Origin of the sequence: Kitasatospora paranensis (assembly GCF_039544005.1) — a bacterium.
Taxonomy (GTDB): domain Bacteria; phylum Actinomycetota; class Actinomycetes; order Streptomycetales; family Streptomycetaceae; genus Kitasatospora; species Kitasatospora paranensis.
This window is the reverse complement of record NZ_BAABKV010000001.1, coordinates 6314408-6331439: the sequence shown is the minus strand read 5'-3', so window position 1 is coordinate 6331439 and position 17032 is coordinate 6314408. Positions and strand designations below refer to the sequence as shown.

Sequence of the window (17032 nt, the reverse complement as noted above, 5' to 3'; positions counted from 1 at the left end):
GAGAACCGCCCGGTCCGGCCGGCAGGTCGCCCGTGCGGGCGGCCCGGGAGCGCCGCTGGAAGGCACCGATCGCCGCTCCGGCCCGTCGGGGGCCGGCCGGAACAGCGGGTTCTCGTCCCAGCGGGGCGGCCTGGGCGTCGCGGAGCGGTCGGCCGGGGTGACCCGCAGCTCGTCCACCAGGCTGGCCTGGCGTACCCGCCGGGGCAGCGGCGGCTCATTGCCCGGCCCGGCCTGGGCGGGCTCGGCGGGCGCCGGGAGCACCACGGCCGCGGGCAGCGGCTCGACGGTGGGGACCGGGGGCGCCGCGGGCAGCGGCTCGATGGTGGGCACCGGGGGCGCCGCGGGCCAGTCGGCCGCCGTGACCGGCACCGGCCGGTAGGGCTCCGGGAGGGTGTACGGGCTGTGCCCGTGGGCCGGTCCCGCGCCGCGGCCGCTGTCGCCGTACGGGGAGCCGTAGGGGTCGGCGGGCAGCGGCTCGGGCTCGCCGCCGGTGTGCCGGGCGGCCGGGGCGAACGGGTCGGCCGGCAGGCCGGGGCCCTCGACCGACGGGTACGGGTCCCCGTCCGGGTAGGCGGTGCCGTCCGGGTACGGGCCGGGCTCGGCGGCGGTGAGGGCGGGGGTCGGCAGGCTGGTCACCCCGGCGAGGGCGCGGCCGCGGGAGCGGGTGGGCAGGGTGGCCGCCTCGACCAGCGGGGGGACGGCGACCGGCCGGCCCAGCGGGTCGGGGACGATCAACTCGTCCGGGACGAGCACCACGACCCTCGTCCCGCCGAACGCGGACTGGCGGAACTCGATCCGCAGCCCGTTCTGGTCGGCGAGCCGGGCGATGACGTAGAAGCCGAGCCGGATGTCGTCGCCGCGGGCCAGCACGTCGGTGCGCGGCGGACGGCTCATCAGGTCGTTGGCCTCGGCGAGCTGCTCGTCGTCCATGCCCAGGCCGCGGTCCTCGACCTCGATCGCGACGCCGCGGCTGACCCGTCCGGCGCGGACCTCGACGGGGCTCGGCGGACGGGAGAACGCCAGGGCGTTCTCGATGAGTTCGGCGATCACGTGGGCGACCGGGCCGACGGCCCGCTCGGACAGCCAGGGGCTGCCGTCCAGGTCGATGACGACCCGGCGGTAGTCCTGCACCTCGCCCTGGGCGGCGCGGATCACGTCGAGCAGCGGGACGGGCTTGCGCCAGCGGCGGTGCGGGGTGCCGCCGGCCAGGATGACCAGGTTCTCCTCGTAGCGGCGCAGGCGCGCGGTGAGGTGGTCGAGGTCGAACAGGCCGTCCAGGATCTCCGGGTCCTCGTGGCGGCGCTCCAGCTCGTCGAGCTTCTTGAGCTGCTGGCCGATGAGGAGCTGGGTGCGGCGGGCGATCCGCTGGAGCAGCCGCTCGAAGCCGCGGTGCTGCTCGGCCTGGGCCACGGCGGCCTGCAGGGCGCTCGTCCGGGCAAGGTTCAACGCCTCGCCGAGCTCGGCGAGTTCGTCCTCGGTGCGGGCCCACGGGTCGCGCGGGATCGCCTTGGCCTGCTCCTCGACGTCGATCTGCTCGCCCTGGCCGAGCCGGGCGACGACATCGGGCAGCGACCGTTCCAGGTCCCTGGCCTGCTCCTGGAGCCGGACGATCCGCCGGCGCAGGGTGCGGGTGAGCCGCCAGCTGGTGATGACCACGGCGACGACCGCGAGCAGGCCGATGACGGTGGTGAGCACCAGCTTGAGCAGCAGGTCCATGATGCTGCCCTTGCCCTCGTCGACCACGGCCGCGGTGCGGTGCTCCAGCAGGTCGACGAGTTGCGGGGTCAGCTGGTCCATCGCCTGGCGCCAGGCCTGCCGGTCGCCGTCCAGCGGGATCCGGCCGGACTTGTCGGCCGCCACGGGCTTGAGCAGGGACTGCTCCAGGCGGGTCTTCGTCTGCCAGGCGGGGCCGTTCGCGATGCGCTGCCACATCGCGGCCTCGTCGGGCGCGAGGTAGGGGGCGACCTTGGTGCCGTACTGAAAGGGCTGATCGTCGACGGACTGCCGGAACTGCTGGTAGTCGTCGGCGGAGAGGCTGCCGTCGGCCCAGCCGCGGGCGAGCAGGGCATCCGACCGGGAGATCATCTCCTTGGTCCAGAACAGGTCGACCAGCGGCTGGGAGAGCGTGGTGACCCGGCCGTTGTCGACGTGGCTGAGGGCCGAGAAGAGCTGGAGGTCGACCGCGATCAGGTCGGTGTAGTACCGGTAGACGGCGGCCTGCTGCTCGCTGCCGCCGCCGTCCACCAGGGTGCGCTGGGCCGGCAGTTGGCCGATCGCCTGGCGGGCCCGCTGGACCGCCTGGCGGACCTCGGCGGGTGCGTCGGAGGCCTCGACGTCGGAGAGCGTCTGGAACTGGACGATGGCCTGGTCGGTCTTGACCCGCTGCGCCCGCAGCGCGTCGTCGGGCCCGCTGTGCCGGGCGAGGGTTTCGGCGCTGAGCCGGCGCTCCTCCTGGAGGCTGTAGTAGACGATGTTGGACGGCTGGCCGGCCTTCTGCGCCAGGAGGCCCTGGGCGGCCTGGCGTTGGAAGTCGAGCAGGAGCTGTCCGCTGGCGACGGCCCAGAGTGCGGCGAGCGCCACACCGGGGACGATGGCCAGCACGAGCAGGGTCGCGCGGAGCGAGAGCCTGCCCGAGTTGATCCGCCGAGTCGCGCGCGTGCGCAGGGGATTCTCCTTGGAGATGACGCCAGTCGTTCGGAACTGGTCGAATCTGATAAGGACTCTGACGGACGGATATTAGCCACACCGTATAACAGTAGGGAAAACGCACCCCTGCTCCTGAGGTGCCGTCACCAGGCGTCACACCGAACACTCCTGGCTGCCAAACAGCCCCTGAACAGGTGAAACGCCTTTACCGACGCATCACATGAGGTTGCATCGCACAACTTCATTACAGGACCTGCACGGTGCCCGGAGGCCGCGCCGGGCGCCGGGGGCGGGCGGTGGACGGGGCACGGCCGCCCGACCGGAGCCGTCGGCCGCGGCCGTCCGCCGAGGATGCGGACCGGTCGACGCCCCCTGCCGGGCCCCGCGTCCGGTGGCGCGAACTCGCCCCGCGCAATAGCAGGAATGCTTCGACGGTGCATCACGGATCGGTCAAGTCGTACCCCGGCGGCGATATCCGCCGAACACGACGATGGCGGGATGCCAAGGGCATCCCGCCATTCGGACAGCCGCGCTGCGGCAGCCCCCGCCATTCGGGCCGGCACGGCCGCGCAACCCCCGCAGCGCCGCCGGCCCGGCTCAGGCCCCCTCCGCCCCCTCCGCCCCCATCGCCTCGACCGCCGCCGCCAGGGCCGCCGCGATGTCGCGCTCGGCCGCGGCCTTGTCGACACCCAGGCCGGCCAGCACCCCCTCGCCGCCCTCCACTTCGAGGAGGGCGAGCAGGATGTGCTCGGTGCCGACGTAGTTGTGGCCCAGCCGCAGGGCCTCACGGAAGGTCAGCTCCAGCACCTTGCGGGCGGCGGTGTCGAACGGGACGAGGGCGGGCAGCTCCGCCGAGACCGGCGGCAGCGCCGCCTCGGCGGCCGCCCGGACGGCCTCCGGCGTGACGCCCTGGGCGGTGATCGCCGCGGCGCCGATCCCCTCGGGCTCGCCGAGCAGGCCGAGCACCAGGTGGGCCGGGGTGATCTCGGCCCGGCTGCCCGCCCGGGCCTCGTTCTGCGCGACCACCACGACGTTGCGGGCACGCGGGGTGAAGCGGCCGAAGCCCTGACTGGGGTCGAGGGCACCCGGCTCGCCACCCGGGTCCTTCGGCACGAAGCGCTTCTGCGCGGCCTGCCGGGTGACGCCCATGCTGCGGCCGATGTCGGTCCAGGACGCGCCGGAACGGCGGGCCTGGTCCACGAAGTGGCCGATCAGGTGGTCCGCGACCTCGCCGAGGTGGTCGGCGGCGAGCACCGCGTCGGTGAGCTGGTCGAGGGCGTCGGTGTGGGACTTCTTGATGGCCTCGATCAGGTCGTCGAGGCGGACGGGATGCGTGAGCGCGGCACGGTTCTCCATGTGTCAACCATAGGTTGACACATGGAAGGTGTCAACCGAAGGTTGACAGTCCGTGCCGCGCGCGGCCCGCCCCGTTCAGCCCGCGGCCCGCGCCGCGAGATCGAGGGCGATGTCCGTGATCATGTCCTCCTGGCCGCCGACCATCCCCCGCCGACCGGCCTCCACCAGCACCGACCGGGTGTCCAGCCCGTAGCGGGCGGCCGCCGTCTCGGCGTGCCGCAGGAAGCTGGAGTACACGCCCGCGTAGCCGAGCGTCAGCGTCTCGCGGTCGACCCGCACCTCGCGGTCCTGGAGCGGCCGGACGATGTCGTCCGCGGCGTCCATCAGCGGGAACAGCTCGCAGCCGTGCCGCCAGCCCATCAGGTCGGCGACCGCCACGAACGCCTCCAGCGGGCAGTTGCCGGCCCCCGCTCCCTGACCGGCCAGCGAGGCGTCCACCCGCACGGCCCCGCTCTCCACCGCCACCACCGAGTTCGCCACACCGAGGGCGAGGTTGTGGTGGGCGTGGATGCCCATCGCGGTCGACGGCTCCAGCACGTCCCGGTAGGCCCGGAAGCGCTCGCGCACACCGTCCATGGTCAGCCGGCCGCCGGAGTCGGTCACGTAAACGCAGGTCGCGCCGTACGACTCCATCAGCTTGGCCTGGCGGGCGAGTTCGGCCGGCTCGGCCATGTGGGACATCATCAGGAAGCCCGCCACGTCCATGCCCAGCTCGCGGGCGGCCGCGATGTGCTGCGCGGAGATGTCGGCCTCCGTGCAGTGGGTGGCCACCCGGACGGAGCGCACCCCCAGGGCGTGCGCCTGCCGCAGGTCGTGCACGGTGCCGATGCCGGGCAGCAGCAGGGTGGTCGGCACGGCGGTGCGGGCGGCGTCCGCGACCGCCTCGATCCACTCCCAGTCGGTGTGCGCGCCGACCCCGTACGTGATGCTGGAGCCGGCCAGCCCGTCGCCGTGGGCGATCTCGATGGCGGCGACGCCCGCGGCGTCCAGGGCCGCGGCGATGGTGCGGGCCTGCTCGACGGTGTAGCGGTGCCGGACGGCGTGCATCCCGTCCCGCAGGGTGACGTCCTGGATGTACAGCTCCGGGCCGGTGGTCTGGTCGGTCATCGCGCGGACACCTCCGGGGCGCGGTGGGCGGCCATGTGCTCCGCGGTGCGCAGCGCGGCCGAGGTCATGATGTCGAGGTTGCCCGCGTACGCCGGCAGGTAGTGGGCGGCGCCCTCCACCTCCAGGAAGACCGAGACGCGCAGCGCCCCGCCCGCCACGGCGTCCGGCGGGAGCAGGCCGCGCAGCGGGTCGTCCGCGGCGACCCGGTCGAACTGGACCTTCTGCTTGAGCCGGTAGCCGGGCACGTAGGCCTGGACCCGGCCGACCATCTCCTCGACGGCGGCGGTCACCGCCCCCTCGTCGCAGTCGCCGACCAGGCAGTGCACGGTGTCGCGCATGATCAGCGGCGGCTCGGCCGGGTTCAGCACGATGATCGCCTTGCCGCGGGCCGCGCCGCCGACCTTCGCGATGGCCGAGGAGGTCGTCTCGGTGAACTCGTCGATGTTGGCCCGGGTGCCGGGGCCGGCCGACCGGGAGGCGATCGAGGCGATGATCTCCCCGTAGTGCACCGGGGTGACCGAGGAGACCGCGGCGACCACCGGGATGGTGGCCTGGCCGCCGCAGGTGACCATGTTGACGTTGGGCGCGTCCAGGTGGTCGGTCAGGTTGACCGGCGGCACCACGTACGGGCCGAGGGCGGCCGGGGTCAGGTCGACCACGGTGCGGCCGGCGGCGCGCAGCAGCGCGTCGTGGCGGCGGTGGGCGCCGGCCGAGGTGGCGTCGAAGACCAGCGACACGTCGGCGAACTCGTCCATCCGCAGCAGGCCGTCGACGCCCTCGTGGGTGGTGGCGACCTTCAGCCGGCGGGCGCGGGCCAGGCCGTCCGAGTCCGGGTCGATGCCGGCCATCGCGGCGATCTCCAGGGTGTCGGAGAGCCGCAGGATCTTGATCATCAGGTCGGTGGCGATGTTGCCGGAGCCGATGACGGCGACCTTGGTCGTCACTGCGCGTCCCCTTCCGGAGCGAAGGCGACCCGGACGGAGCCGAGTCCGGTGATGTGCGCCTCGAAGGAGTCGCCGGGCGCGGCCGCGGCCATCGGGCCGAGGGCGCCGGTCAGCACGATGTCGCCGGCCCGCAGCGGGTCGCCCATCGAGGCCAGGGTCGAGGCGAGCCAGACGGCGGCGTTGAGCGGGCCGCCGAGGCAGTCCGCGCCGGTGCCGCGGGAGACCTCCCGGCCGTCCTGGGTGAGGGTCATCGCGACCGCGCGCAGGTCCACGGCGGTGAGGGGGACGGGGGTGCCGCCGAGCACGAAGAGCCCCGAGGAGGCGTTGTCCGCGACGGTGTCGGTGATGGTGATGTCCCAGCCGGCGATCCGGCTGTCGACGATCTCCAGGGCGGGCAGCGCGAAGTCGACCGCGCGGATGACGTCGGCGACGGTGCAGTCGGCGTGCGGCAGGTCGGCGCCGAGGACGAGGGCGACCTCGGCCTCGACCTTGGGCTGGAGCAGCCGGCCGACCGGCACCAGGCCGCCGTCGGGCACCGCCATGTCGGCCATCAGTGCGCCGAAGTCCGGCTGTCCGACGCCCAGCTGGCGCTGCACGGCGGGCGAGGTCAGGCCGATCTTGCGGCCGGCCACCCGGCGGCCCGCGGCGACCGCCCGGTCCACGGCGAACCGCTGGACGGCGTACGCGGCGGCGACGTCGCCGGGGGCGAGCAGGGAGCGCACGGGCGGGCAGGGCACGCCGGTGCGGGCGGCCTCGGCCAGGACCTCGGCGGCCTTGACGACCTCTGCCGGGAGGCCGGCGGCGGTCACCGGCCGTTCCGGGCGGCTCGGAACGGGACGCGGGGCGCGGCCATGCGGCACCTCCAGGAGGAAACGGCGGGGGCGAGGCCCGGTGGGGGCCTCTCGACGCCTCCGGTATAGACGCCCTGCCGATCCTGGGGCAATCGGCGTTCCGTGTCACGGAACGCCGCGCGGTGCGGGCGTGGCGCCCGGGCTGCCGGCGGTGGGGGTCGTCGGCGGACCGGGCGGTCACGGGCCCGGCGCTGCACGCCGCGGGTGCATGCGCCGGCGCCGGTGGGGCTGGAGAGCCCCGCCGGCGCCCGTCGGTCAGGTCTGCCGCAGTGCACGCTGAAGGCGGGCCGGACGATCGGTGCGGTAAGGACATCCGGGCGTCGGCGGACCGCGGCAGCGCGGTCCGTCCACTCCGGCACCGACATCCTGCCGGGTGGCCGTAGCGCGCGGGTAGCGGCTCCGTATCGCGTCGGACGGACCGTCAGATAGCGCACCGAACGACCCAAATCGCCTCCCGCAGCGGTGATTTCAGCTATCGGATGAGCAAAATTCCCGCCGTCCCGGGCATGTCAGGAACTCCGCGCGCGCGCGCGGAGTTTCCCGTCTCGCACGCTGATCATCAGACGGGGATCAAGGAGAACGAGTTGGCCCGCAAACCGCGGCCCGTCGACCCGGCAGCCGGGCCGATACCCGCATTCGCCCACGATCTGCGCAAGGTCCGCGAGGAGGCGGGCGAACCGACGTACCGCGCGCTCGCCACCCTGGCGGGGTTCAGTGCCACGACCCTGAGCGACGCGGCAGGCGGCGTACGCTTCCCCAGCCTGGAGGTGACCCTGGCGTACGTCGGCGCCTGCGGCGGCGACGTCGGCGCGTGGGAGCGGCGCTGGCAGGATCTCGACCGCGAACTCGCGGGCGAGCGTGCCGCATCCGCGTCCGCAGCACCGGCCGCACCGACCCCGCTCGCCGCGGCGCCCGGGGGCGGGGCGGCAGCGCCGGTGCCGGCGACCGTCCGCGGGGCGCTCGCGACCGTGGCGACCGTGGCCCCGCCCGCACCGCCGTCCCCTGCCGTGCCCGAACTCATCTCCCCCGTCGACACGGTGACCTCCGGCCGGCCGCCACGGCCGTTCGCCGCGCTGCCGACCTGGGCCCGCTGGTCGGCGGCGGCCACCGTGCTCGCCCTCGCCGCGGCGTTCGGGCTCCTCACCCTGCACCCGACCGGGGGCCGAGCTGCCCGCGGGCGGAGCCGGCCGGGGCGTTCTCCGGGACGACCTACCTCGTCAACACCCTCGTCCGGGCCGGCGCCAACCGCGGGGCGGCCGTGGTGGCGCAGGCGCCGTCCGGCTGTTCGCTGCAGTTCACCGGCTACTGCCTGGGCGACGTGATCACGGACACCACCTCGGGCACGGCCGACATCCGCTGGTTCAAGATGCGCGGCGGCGGGGTGGTCTCCTCGGGGGTCGTCCACGGCAATCCGCCGAGCGGCATGAAACCCTCGGACTGCCCGGACTCGGTGCCCGCGCCGGCGAGTATCGCCCTCGCCGTGGTGCGGCCGCCCGGCATCACGGACAGCCTCGAACTGCGTGCCTCCGGGAAGCAGTTGCCGATCGTCGGGTTCGCCGCGTACTACGCCGTGCCGGACGGGTCCGGCAAGGCCGCCAGCTGGCAGCAGCTCGGGTTCAACAGCAGGGCCGGGACGGCGTTCGCGACGTCCTGGGGGTCGGCCCGCTGCGCCAGGGGGCGGCCCCCGGCGCGACCGTCACGGTGGTGGCGGTGGCCTGCCTCGGCGGCGGCACCCCCACCCCCGTCCTCGATGCCCGGCGTGTCCCGCTCGGCACCGCCGGCGCCGCGCCGGCCGCCGTCGGCACGGCCGGTCCGGCCCTGTCCGACCTGAGGACGGCCGACCTCACCGCGGCCGACCGGGTCAAGGCCGAACAGGCCGCCTGCAAGTACCCGGAGATCGGCTGACGGCACGCCGGGAGCGGCCGCGCGGGCGACCTCCGCCCGCGCGGCCGCCGCGCGACCGCGACGATACGCCAGCCACCGACACTGGGGCGGCGACGGCCCTGCGCGGCACGGGTCCTGTCGGACCGTCAGCCGATGGTCGTCGCCTCGTCCCGTACCCGTTCGGAGAGGCGACCGTGAGACTCCATCGAATACTGCGCCGGGCATCCGGCCTGCTGGCCGCCGCGGCCATGGCCCTCGGCCTGCTGACGTTCACCGGCGCGGGGGCCGCCTCGGCCGCCACCGGCGGCGGTGCGGCGGCCCTCGCGGCCGCCAACGTGGCCAGGACCGCCGGCAGCTGCGCCGACACCCCGACCACCAACAGCCTGGGCGGCACCCAGTTCGAGCACAGCTGCACGGGCGGCGCCTCGGGCGGCCCGGAGTACTGGTGCGCCGACTTCGCCCTGTGGGTCTGGCGCAACGCCGGCTTCTACACCGGCGGGCTGGACGCCTCCGCGGCGAGCTTCCTCACCTACGGCCAGACCAACGGCACCCTGCACACCTCGGCCTCGTACGTGCCGCAGCCCGGGGACGCCGTCGTGTACGGCAGCACCCAGGACTCCGACATCCACCACGTGGGCATCGTGACCGCCGTGAACACGAACGGCTCGGTCACCACCGCCAACGGGGACTGGGGCGGCGACCCGAACGCCTCGACGATGGCCCAGTTCGCCGTCAGCTCCAAGGTCGTGTCGATCACCCTGGCTGCCGGCCAGACCGCGGTCGGCAGTGTGCCGACCGCCGTGGACCCGGCCGACGGCTACGTGATCAAGGGCTACACCACACCCGCCGCCGCGGCGCCCGCCAACCCGTACACGCCGACCCAGGTCTGCGGCAGCGGCTACACCGTGATCGACACCCACGACCTCGGCGGCGCCGTGGTCGACCTCCTCTACAACGCCTCAAGCGGCCGCAACTGCGTGGTGACGATGGTCTCGCAGCCCTCCGTCGCCGTCCCGCTGGACGCCACCCTGACCGTCCAGGGGGAGCCACGGTCGACGATCCCGGGAGCTACACCTATTACGCCGGACCGGTCTCCGCGGCCGCCGCGAGCGCCTGCGTGAAGTGGGGCGGCACCTTCCGGAACACCATGTGGACCAGCGACTGGGGCCACTGCGGCTGATCCGGGCGCGCCCCGGCAGGGCCCGTCCGGCTGTCGAACGGATGTTGTACGGAGTTGATTGACCGGCACCGGACGGGCCTGCCGGACAACCCGTTCACGGGTTTGATCAGGTTCGGCGGTCGGCGGCGCCCCGCAACGGGGAAGCGCCGCCGGCCGCCGGATCCGGTGTGTTCGGTCCACAGAGAGCGGGGCAGATGGAATTCGGGATCCTGGGGCCGCTGCAGATCCGGGACGACGCGGAACTGCGCGCCGTCCCGGCAGCCAAGCAGCGCGTCCTGCTGGCAGCACTTCTCGTCCGCAGGGGGCAGGTGGTGCCGACGGAGCTGCTCGTCGACATCATCTGGAACATCCACCCTCCACGCAGCGCCGCGACCACGTTACGGAACTACGTGATGCGGCTGCGCAAGGGCATCGGCCGGGCCGGCGAGCGGATCGAGACCCGCGCCGGCGGCTACCTGATCAACGTCGAGGCCGAGGAGTTCGACGCGCACCGCTTCATCGCGCTGCGCGACCTCGGCGCGGAGGCCCTCCGGCGGGGCGAGCCGGAGCGGGCCCGCACTCTGTTCGACGAAGCGCTCGGGCTCTGGCGCGGACCTGCCCTGGTGGACGTCGACTCGGACGCGTTGCGCCGCGCCGAGGCCGAACGGCTCACCGAGGCCCGGCTCGACGTCCAGGAGTGCCGACTGGAGACGGAGTTGATGACAGGTCAGCACGCGGTGCTCTTCGGCGAGCTGCGCTCGCTCACCGCCGCCCACCCCGAGCGGGAGCGGTTCTGGGTGCAGCTGATGACGGCGCTGTACCGCAGCGGGCGGCAGTCCGAGGCGCTGACCGTCTACCAGCAGGTCCGCGGCATCCTGGACGAGGAGTTCGGCGTCGAACCCGGCGCCGAATTACGCACCGTCCACCAGCGCATCCTCGCCGCCGACCCGGAGCTGCACCGGCCGGCCCCGGCGGCGGCCGGGGAGCGCCCCAGCACCCTTCTGATCACTGTCCCGCCCTTCCAACTGCCTCCGGACCTGCCGGACTTCACCGGCCGCGCCACCGGGACGGCCGACCTGACCCGCCGCCTCGACGCCGGCAGCCGGCACGCGCCGGTGCTCGCCGTCGTCTCGGGCGCCCCCGGCACCGGCAAGACGGCCCTGGCCGTCCACGCGGCGCACGCCGCCCGGGCGGGCCATCCCGACGGTGCCCTCTTCGCCGACCTGCGCGGATCCCACCTCGATCCCGCGCCGCCCGCCACGGTGCTGCGCGGCTTCCTGCTCGCCCTCGGCGTGGCGCCCGACGCCGTCCCGGCCGGGCTGGCGGAGCGCACCGCGCTGTACCGCTCGCTGCTGGCCGGGCGGCGCCTGCTGGTCGTCCTGGACGACGCCGCCGACACCGGGCAGATCAGGCCGCTGCTGCCCGCCGACCCCGCCAACACGGTGCTGGTCACCGCCCGCCGCCGGCTCGCCGACCTGGCCGGTGCGCACGCCGTCCACACCGCCGAACTCCCGGACGCCGACGCCCGGGACTTCCTGGCCCGGGCGGCCGGCCGGGCCAGGACGGCCGCCGACCCGCACGCGACCGCCGCCCTGATCCGGGCCTGCGAAGGGCTGCCGCTGGCCCTGCGGATCTGCGCCGCCCGGCTCTGCGCCCGGCCGTCGTGGAGCGTCCGCGACCTGGCCGACCGGCTCACCGCCGACGGCCGGCTGCTGGACGAGCTGCACGCCGGCGACCTGGACGTCCGATGCCGGCTGGCCGGCGCGCACGACGCCCTGGATCCGGCCGCTGCCCGCGCGCTGCGGCTGCTCTCGCTCGCGGACACCGCGCGGCTGCTGGTGGACACGGCGGCCTGGATCCTCGGGGAGTCGCCCGCCCGCACGGAGGAACTGCTGGAGCAGCTGGTCGACGCGCACCTGCTGACCGGCGGCCGGCCCGGCGAGTACCGCCACTCCCCCTCGTCCGTCCGGTCGCCCGCGAGCTGAGCCACTGCGTCGACGGCGAACCGGACCGCCACGGCGCCCTGGAGCGCGCGGCGCACCACCCGGGGGCGCTGGCCGCCGCGGCCTGCTGAGCCGCCCCGCCCCACCCGCTCGCCCCCGCCCCACCCGCTCGCCCCCGCCCGGCCGCGCCGGGTCAGCCGCCCGCCCGCAGCACCCGGGAGAGTCCGAGGGCGGCCGTCCGGACGGCGGGGGCGAGCTGGGCGGGGCGGAAGCGGTCCCGCGGCACGGCCACCGACAGCGCCGCGACCGCGGTGCCGCCGCCGTCGAAGACCGGCGCGGCGATGCAGCTCACGCCGAGCGCGGACTCCTGCTCCTCGTAGGCGAGGCCGGAGACCTGCGCCTGCTCGACGGCTGTGCGCAGCCGGGCCGGGTCGGTCAGCGAGTACTCGGTGAGGCCGGTCAGCGGACCGGCCAGGATCTCCTCGGTGAGGGCCGGGCCGGAGAAGGCCAGCAGCGCCTTGCCGACGCCGGTGCAGGTGAGCGGGAGGCTGCCGCCGACCCGGGAGGGCAGCGGCAGGGCGTCGTGGCCGTGGATGCGCTCCAGGTAGACCACCCGGTGGCCGTCCCGGACGCCGAGGTGGACGGTCTCGTGGGTGGCCTCGTAGAGGTCCTGGAGGAAGGGCAGCGCGGTCTCCCGCAGGCCGTGCCGCCGCGGCACCAGGGTGCCGAGTTCGAAGAGCTTGCCGCCGAGGCGGTAGCGGTCGCCGGAGCGCTCCAGCAGGCCGAGCCGGACGAGGTCGGCGGCGAGCCGGTGGGCGGTGGTCTTGGTCAGGCCGGCCCGCTCGGCGAGTTCCGTGAGCCGGTACGGCCCGCCGGTGGGCCGGAAGCAGTCGAGGATCCCGACCGCCTTGTCCAGCATGTTGCCCTGCTCCGCGTTCCGCACCACGCAACGATGATGCGCCGCCGCGGCGGCCGCGGTCCAGCTCGGGCCGGCGGGGCTGCCGCGGTCCGGATCAGGCCGGCGCGGCGGCCGCGGTCCGGATCAGGCCGGCGGGGCGGTCACCGGGCGCCAGCCGGGATTGGTGGAGAGGATCATGGTGCTGGACGGCGGCCCGTACTCGGCCAGCCGCTCGATCAGCGCCTCGAAGGCCTGCATCGTCGGGGCCTCCACCCGCAGGATGCTGCACACGTCGCCGGTGACCCGGTGGATCTCCCGGACGCCCGGCCAGGTCGCCACCTCCGGATCGCGCATCACGCACCGCGGCCCGTAGCAGGAGACCCGGACGAAGGCGGCGACCGTCCAGCCGGCCCGGACGGCGTCGATCTGCGCGTGGTAGCCGGCCACCACCCCGGAGTCCTCCAGTCGGCGGACGCGTTCGGCGACCGCCGGCGGCGACAGGTGCACCCGCCGGGACAGCTCGCTGAAGGACAGCCGGGCGTCCTCCTGGAGTTCCCGCAGGATGGCCCAGTCCATGTCGTCCATGGGGGCACCTTTCGATCGCAAAGTGATCACGCCGATTGCGTTGCGTATGGATGGCCGGACGGCCCTACCGCCGTTGATCCAGTATTCCACCGGCCCGCCCTGCGGCGCCATCATGGCCGGGCCTGCAACAAGGAGGGTGATCCCCATGGAAGAGACCGCCGTGAAACCCGCGGTACGGCCGGCCACGGCCCGGGAGCGTGCCGACCGCGCAGCCGCCACCGGAGGTGTGCCCACCCTGGAGTTCCACGGCCTGGTCCCGTACGACGCCTACGTCCGCGCCTCCGACCTGCACCGGCTCCAGCAGCCGCTGAGCGAGGACGCCGGCGAGATGTCGTTCCTGGTGGTCAGCCAGGTGATGGAGCTGTACTTCGGGCTGGCCCGGCACGACCTGACCGACGCCCAGCAGCGGCTGCGCGGCGACGACGTGTGGGGCGCGCTGCTGCCGCTGCGCCGCGCGGCGCTCCACCTGGAGGGCTCACCGCCAGCTGGCAGACGCTGCGCTGGATGACCCCCGCGGACTTCAACCGGTTCCGCAACCTGCTCGGCGAGGGCTCCGGCTTCCAGTCGGCGATGTACCGGCGGCTGGAGTTCCTGCTGGGCCTGCGGACGGCCTCGCTGATCCGGCCCTTCCGCTCCCAGCCCGAGGTGCACGCCGAGCTGACCGCGGCGCTGGCCGCGCCCAGCCTGTGGGACGACGTCGTCGCGCTGCTCGCCCGCAGCGGCCACGAGCTGCCGCGCGACCTGCTGGACCGGGACTTCAGCACCGAGCACGAGGCGCACCCCGCGGTCGAGGCCGCCTGGGTCGACATCTACCGCGACCACGGCCCCGGCAACCACCTGCGGGAGCTCGGCGAGGCGCTGACCGAGGTCGCCGACCGGTTCGGCGACTGGCGCTACCGGCACCTGAACACCGTCCGCCGCACGATGGGCGCCAAGCCGGGGAGCGGCGGTTCCAACGGTCTGGCGTGGCTCCAGCGCAGCATGGCCAGGGAGGCCTTCCCCGAGCTGTGGTCCGCCCGCACGTACATGTGAGAAGAGAGAGCCAGCTGTGAGCACCCGACCGACCCTCCTGGACGAGGAGGAGGCCCACCGGCTCGACGCCGCCGACCCGGGCCACCGCGAGCTTTTCCACATCCCGCCCGCCGACGGCGGCCGGTACGCCGAGACCGCGTACTTCGCCGGAAACTCGCTCGGCCTCCAGCCGCGCGCCACCCGGGACGAACTGCTCGCGGACCTCGCCGACTGGCAGCAGCTCGGCGTCGAGGGCCACCTGGAGGCGGGCCGGCCCTGGCTGCCGTACCACGAGCTGCTCACCGATGCGGCCGCCCGGCTGGTCGGTGCCCGGCCCGAGGAGACCGTCGTGATGAACTCGCTGACGGTCAACCTGCACCTGCTGATGGTCTCCTTCTACCGGCCGGCCGGGCGCCGCACCCGGATCGTGATCGAGGACGCCGCCTTCCCGTCCGACAGCTACGCCGTGCGCAGCCAGGCCCGGTTCCACGGCCTCGACCCGGACGCCACGGTGCTGCGGCTGCGGCCGCGCGCCGGCGAGTCGGTGCTGCGCACCGAGGACGTGCTGGCCTTCCTGGACCGCGAGGGCGACACGGTCGCGCTGCTGCTGCTCGGCGGCGTCAACTACCTGACCGGCGAGCTCATGGACATCCCGGAGATCACCGCGGCCGGCCGGGACGCCGGCGCCGTCGTCGGCTGGGACCTCGCGCACGCCGCCGGCAACGTGCCGCTGCGGCTGCACGACTGGGGCGTGGACTTCGCCGCCTGGTGCTCGTACAAGTACCTCAACGCCGGGCCGGGTGCGCTCGGCGGGGTGTTCGTCCACGGGCGGCACCTCGCCGATCGCACGCTGCCCCGGTTCGAGGGCTGGTGGAGCACGGAGGCGTCGACCCGCTTCCGGATGGCGCCCGTCGCCGCCCCGCCGGCGTCGGCGGAGGCCTGGCAGGTGTCCAATCCGCCGATCTTCGCGATGGGGCCGGTGCGCACGTCGCTGGAGCTGTTCGACAAGGTCGGCATGGACGCGCTGCGGGCCCGCAGCGTCCGGCTCACCGGCTACCTGGAGCGGCTGCTGGACGCCGTCACGCCGGGCCGCCCGCTGACCGTCGTCACCCCGCGCGACCCGGAGCGGCGCGGCTGCCAGCTGTCGCTGCGGATCGGCCGCGGCAGCGCCGCCGAGCTGGCCCGCCGGCTGCGGCACGAGCAGGGCGTGGTGACCGACGCGCGGGAGCCCGACATCGTCCGGCTCGCCCCCGTGCCGCTGTACTCGACCTATCACGACTGCTGGCGCGCCGCCGACGCGCTGGCCCGCACCGTGGCGGAGGACGCATGAGGAACGACGGCGAGGTCGCCATCGTCGGCGCCGGCCTGACCGGCTGCCTGCTCGCCTGCTACCTGGCCCGCCGCGGCCAGCGGGTGGTGCTCTACGAGCGGCGCCCGGACCCGCGCACCGGCAGCCCGGAGCGCGGCCGCTCGATCAACCTCGCGCTGTCCGAGCGCGGGCTCGACGCGCTGCGCCGGATCGGCCTGGAGGAGCGGGTGATGGCCGACGCGCTGCCGATGCGCGGCCGCATCATCCACCCGGTGGCGGGCGAGCCCGCCTTCCAGGCGTACAGCCACGACGGCGAGCGGGCGATCAACTCGATCAGCCGCGGCGCCCTGAACAACGCGCTGCTGGCGGCGGCCGAGGCCGCACCAGGTGTCCGGGTGCGGTTCGAGCACCGGCTGACCGGGCTGGACGCGCGCACCGGCGACCTGCTGTTCGACACCCCCGGCGGCGAGCTGAAGGCCACCGCCGCGGTGGTGCTGGGCGCCGACGGCGCCGGCTCGGTCGTCCGCGCCCGGCTGGTCGCCGACGGGTACGCCGAGGAGGCCGCCGACCACCTGGACTACGGCTACAAGGAGCTGGCCGTCCCGGCGGTCGACGGCGACTTCGCGCTCGACCCGGGCGCCCTGCACATCTGGCCGCGCGGCACCTCGATGATGATCGCGCTGCCCAACCCGGACCGCTCCTTCACCTGCACGATGTTCTGGCCGACCACCGGCCCGGGCAGCTTCGCGTCGCTGACCGGCCCGCGGGCGGTCGAGGAGCACTTCGCCGCCCACTACCCCGACGTCGTGCCGCTCGCCCCGGGCCTGGTCGACGACTACCTGCACAACCCGGTGGGCCGGCTCGGCACCGTGCGGTGCACGCCCTGGCAGGCCGAGGGCCGGGTGGCCCTGGTCGGCGACGCGGCGCACGCCATCGTGCCGTTCTACGGGCAGGGCGCCAACTGCGGCTTCGAGGACGTGGTCGAGCTCGACCGCTGCCTGGCCGCGACCGGCGGCGACTGGGCTCCCGCGCTGGCCCGCTACCAGCGTCGCCGCAAGGCCAACGCGGACGCGATCGCCGAGATGGCGCTCGCCAACTTCGTGGAGATGCGGGACAAGGTCGCCTCGCCGGTCTTCCGGTTCGTCAAGAGCGTGGAGCACACGCTGGAGCGGCCCTGCCGGGCCGGTACGTGTCCCGGTACGAGCTGGTGTCGTTCTCCACGGTGCCGTACGCCGAGGTGCGCGACCGGGTGCGCCGCCAGCAGCGGCTGCTCGCGGCCGGCGCCGCGGTGGCACTGGCCGGCACGGCGGCGGTCGCCGTCCGTCTGATCGGGAGGAAG

Annotated in this window: 12 protein-coding genes and 2 pseudogenes; 7 read left to right on the top strand and 7 right to left on the bottom strand. The window is 74.8% G+C overall.

Features of this window, described 5'->3' with window-relative positions; genetic code table 11:
* Positions 1 to 798: 798 nt before the first annotated feature.
* From ABEB13_RS30070 to mhpD, 5 genes and pseudogenes are all read right to left on the bottom strand, one after another.
* A pseudogene (locus ABEB13_RS30070) lies at positions 799 to 2580 on the bottom strand (sensor histidine kinase); the annotation flags it as partial.
* 663 nt (positions 2581 to 3243) lie between these two features.
* Entirely contained in the window at positions 3244 to 4002 is a 759-nt protein-coding gene (locus ABEB13_RS30065; protein WP_345707968.1) for a Clp protease N-terminal domain-containing protein, read from the bottom strand.
* A gap of 75 nt (positions 4003 to 4077) precedes the next feature.
* Positions 4078 to 5109: a 4-hydroxy-2-oxovalerate aldolase gene (dmpG, locus tag ABEB13_RS30060; protein ID WP_345707967.1), complete on the bottom strand. Its 1032-nt coding sequence runs from the start codon at positions 5107 to 5109 to the stop codon at positions 4078 to 4080.
* Positions 5106 to 6053 (bottom strand): acetaldehyde dehydrogenase (acetylating), encoded by a 948-nt coding sequence (locus ABEB13_RS30055; RefSeq protein ID WP_345707966.1) that lies wholly within the window; start codon positions 6051 to 6053, stop codon positions 5106 to 5108. Before ABEB13_RS30055 ends, dmpG begins: the two co-directional genes overlap by 4 nt.
* Complete coding sequence (gene mhpD, locus ABEB13_RS30050; RefSeq protein WP_345707965.1) at positions 6050 to 6862, bottom strand: 2-keto-4-pentenoate hydratase; 813 nt, start codon at positions 6860 to 6862, stop codon at positions 6050 to 6052. The genes ABEB13_RS30055 and mhpD overlap by 4 nt, the downstream gene beginning before the upstream one ends.
* 626 nt (positions 6863 to 7488) lie before the next feature.
* On the opposite strand from mhpD, the gene ABEB13_RS30045 reads away from it, so the two are divergent.
* The 4 genes from ABEB13_RS30045 to ABEB13_RS30030 all read left to right on the top strand — a co-directional run bounded on the left by ABEB13_RS30045 (position 7489) and on the right by ABEB13_RS30030 (position 11932).
* Positions 7489 to 8226: a helix-turn-helix domain-containing protein gene (locus ABEB13_RS30045; RefSeq protein ID WP_345707964.1), complete on the top strand. Its 738-nt coding sequence runs from the start codon at positions 7489 to 7491 to the stop codon at positions 8224 to 8226.
* Between the two features lie 382 nt (positions 8227 to 8608).
* Positions 8609 to 8809: a hypothetical protein gene (locus ABEB13_RS30040; RefSeq protein WP_345707963.1), complete on the top strand. Its 201-nt coding sequence runs from the start codon at positions 8609 to 8611 to the stop codon at positions 8807 to 8809.
* 173 nt (positions 8810 to 8982) lie between these two features.
* Positions 8983 to 9909: a CHAP domain-containing protein gene (locus ABEB13_RS30035; RefSeq protein ID WP_345707962.1), complete on the top strand. Its 927-nt coding sequence runs from the start codon at positions 8983 to 8985 to the stop codon at positions 9907 to 9909.
* Between the two features lie 253 nt (positions 9910 to 10162).
* Positions 10163 to 11932, top strand: coding sequence for an AfsR/SARP family transcriptional regulator (locus tag ABEB13_RS30030; protein ID WP_345707961.1), 1770 nt, complete (start codon positions 10163 to 10165; stop codon positions 11930 to 11932).
* Positions 11933 to 12083: 151 nt separating this feature from the next.
* On the opposite strand, the gene ABEB13_RS30025 is transcribed toward ABEB13_RS30030, so the two are convergent.
* Together ABEB13_RS30025 and ABEB13_RS30020 are read right to left on the bottom strand one after the other, a co-directional pair.
* Entirely contained in the window at positions 12084 to 12809 is a 726-nt protein-coding gene (locus tag ABEB13_RS30025) for an IclR family transcriptional regulator (protein WP_345709872.1), read from the bottom strand.
* 123 nt (positions 12810 to 12932) lie between these two features.
* Positions 12933 to 13373, bottom strand: a complete 441-nt coding sequence (locus tag ABEB13_RS30020) for an Lrp/AsnC family transcriptional regulator (RefSeq protein ID WP_100887914.1) — start codon at positions 13371 to 13373, stop codon at positions 12933 to 12935.
* Between the two features lie 145 nt (positions 13374 to 13518).
* Here ABEB13_RS30020 and ABEB13_RS40795 point away from each other — a divergent pair.
* The 3 genes and pseudogenes from ABEB13_RS40795 to ABEB13_RS30000 all read left to right on the top strand — a co-directional run bounded on the left by ABEB13_RS40795 (position 13519) and on the right by ABEB13_RS30000 (position 17021).
* Positions 13519 to 14405: pseudogene (locus tag ABEB13_RS40795) on the top strand (tryptophan 2,3-dioxygenase).
* Positions 14406 to 14421: 16 nt separating this feature from the next.
* Positions 14422 to 15714: a kynureninase gene (gene kynU, locus ABEB13_RS30005; protein WP_345707958.1), complete on the top strand. Its 1293-nt coding sequence runs from the start codon at positions 14422 to 14424 to the stop codon at positions 15712 to 15714.
* Positions 15711 to 17021, top strand: a complete 1311-nt coding sequence (locus tag ABEB13_RS30000; RefSeq protein ID WP_345707957.1) for an FAD-dependent oxidoreductase — start codon at positions 15711 to 15713, stop codon at positions 17019 to 17021. The genes kynU and ABEB13_RS30000 overlap by 4 nt, the downstream gene beginning before the upstream one ends.
* Positions 17022 to 17032: the final 11 nt, after the last annotated feature.

What these genes read in the sequence shown, in the direction of transcription:
- ABEB13_RS30065 (WP_345707968.1), bottom strand. Translation starts at nt 4,002, where the DNA reads ATGGAGAACCGTGCCGCGCTCACGCATCCCGTCCGCCTCGACGACCTG.
- ABEB13_RS30020 (WP_100887914.1), bottom strand. Translation starts at nt 13,373, where the DNA reads ATGGACGACATGGACTGGGCCATCCTGCGGGAACTCCAGGAGGACGCC.
- dmpG (WP_345707967.1), bottom strand. Translation starts at nt 5,109, where the DNA reads ATGACCGACCAGACCACCGGCCCGGAGCTGTACATCCAGGACGTCACC.
- ABEB13_RS30000 (WP_345707957.1), top strand. Translation starts at nt 15,711, where the DNA reads ATGAGGAACGACGGCGAGGTCGCCATCGTCGGCGCCGGCCTGACCGGC.
- ABEB13_RS30030 (WP_345707961.1), top strand. Translation starts at nt 10,163, where the DNA reads ATGGAATTCGGGATCCTGGGGCCGCTGCAGATCCGGGACGACGCGGAA.
- ABEB13_RS30025 (WP_345709872.1), bottom strand. Translation starts at nt 12,809, where the DNA reads ATGCTGGACAAGGCGGTCGGGATCCTCGACTGCTTCCGGCCCACCGGC.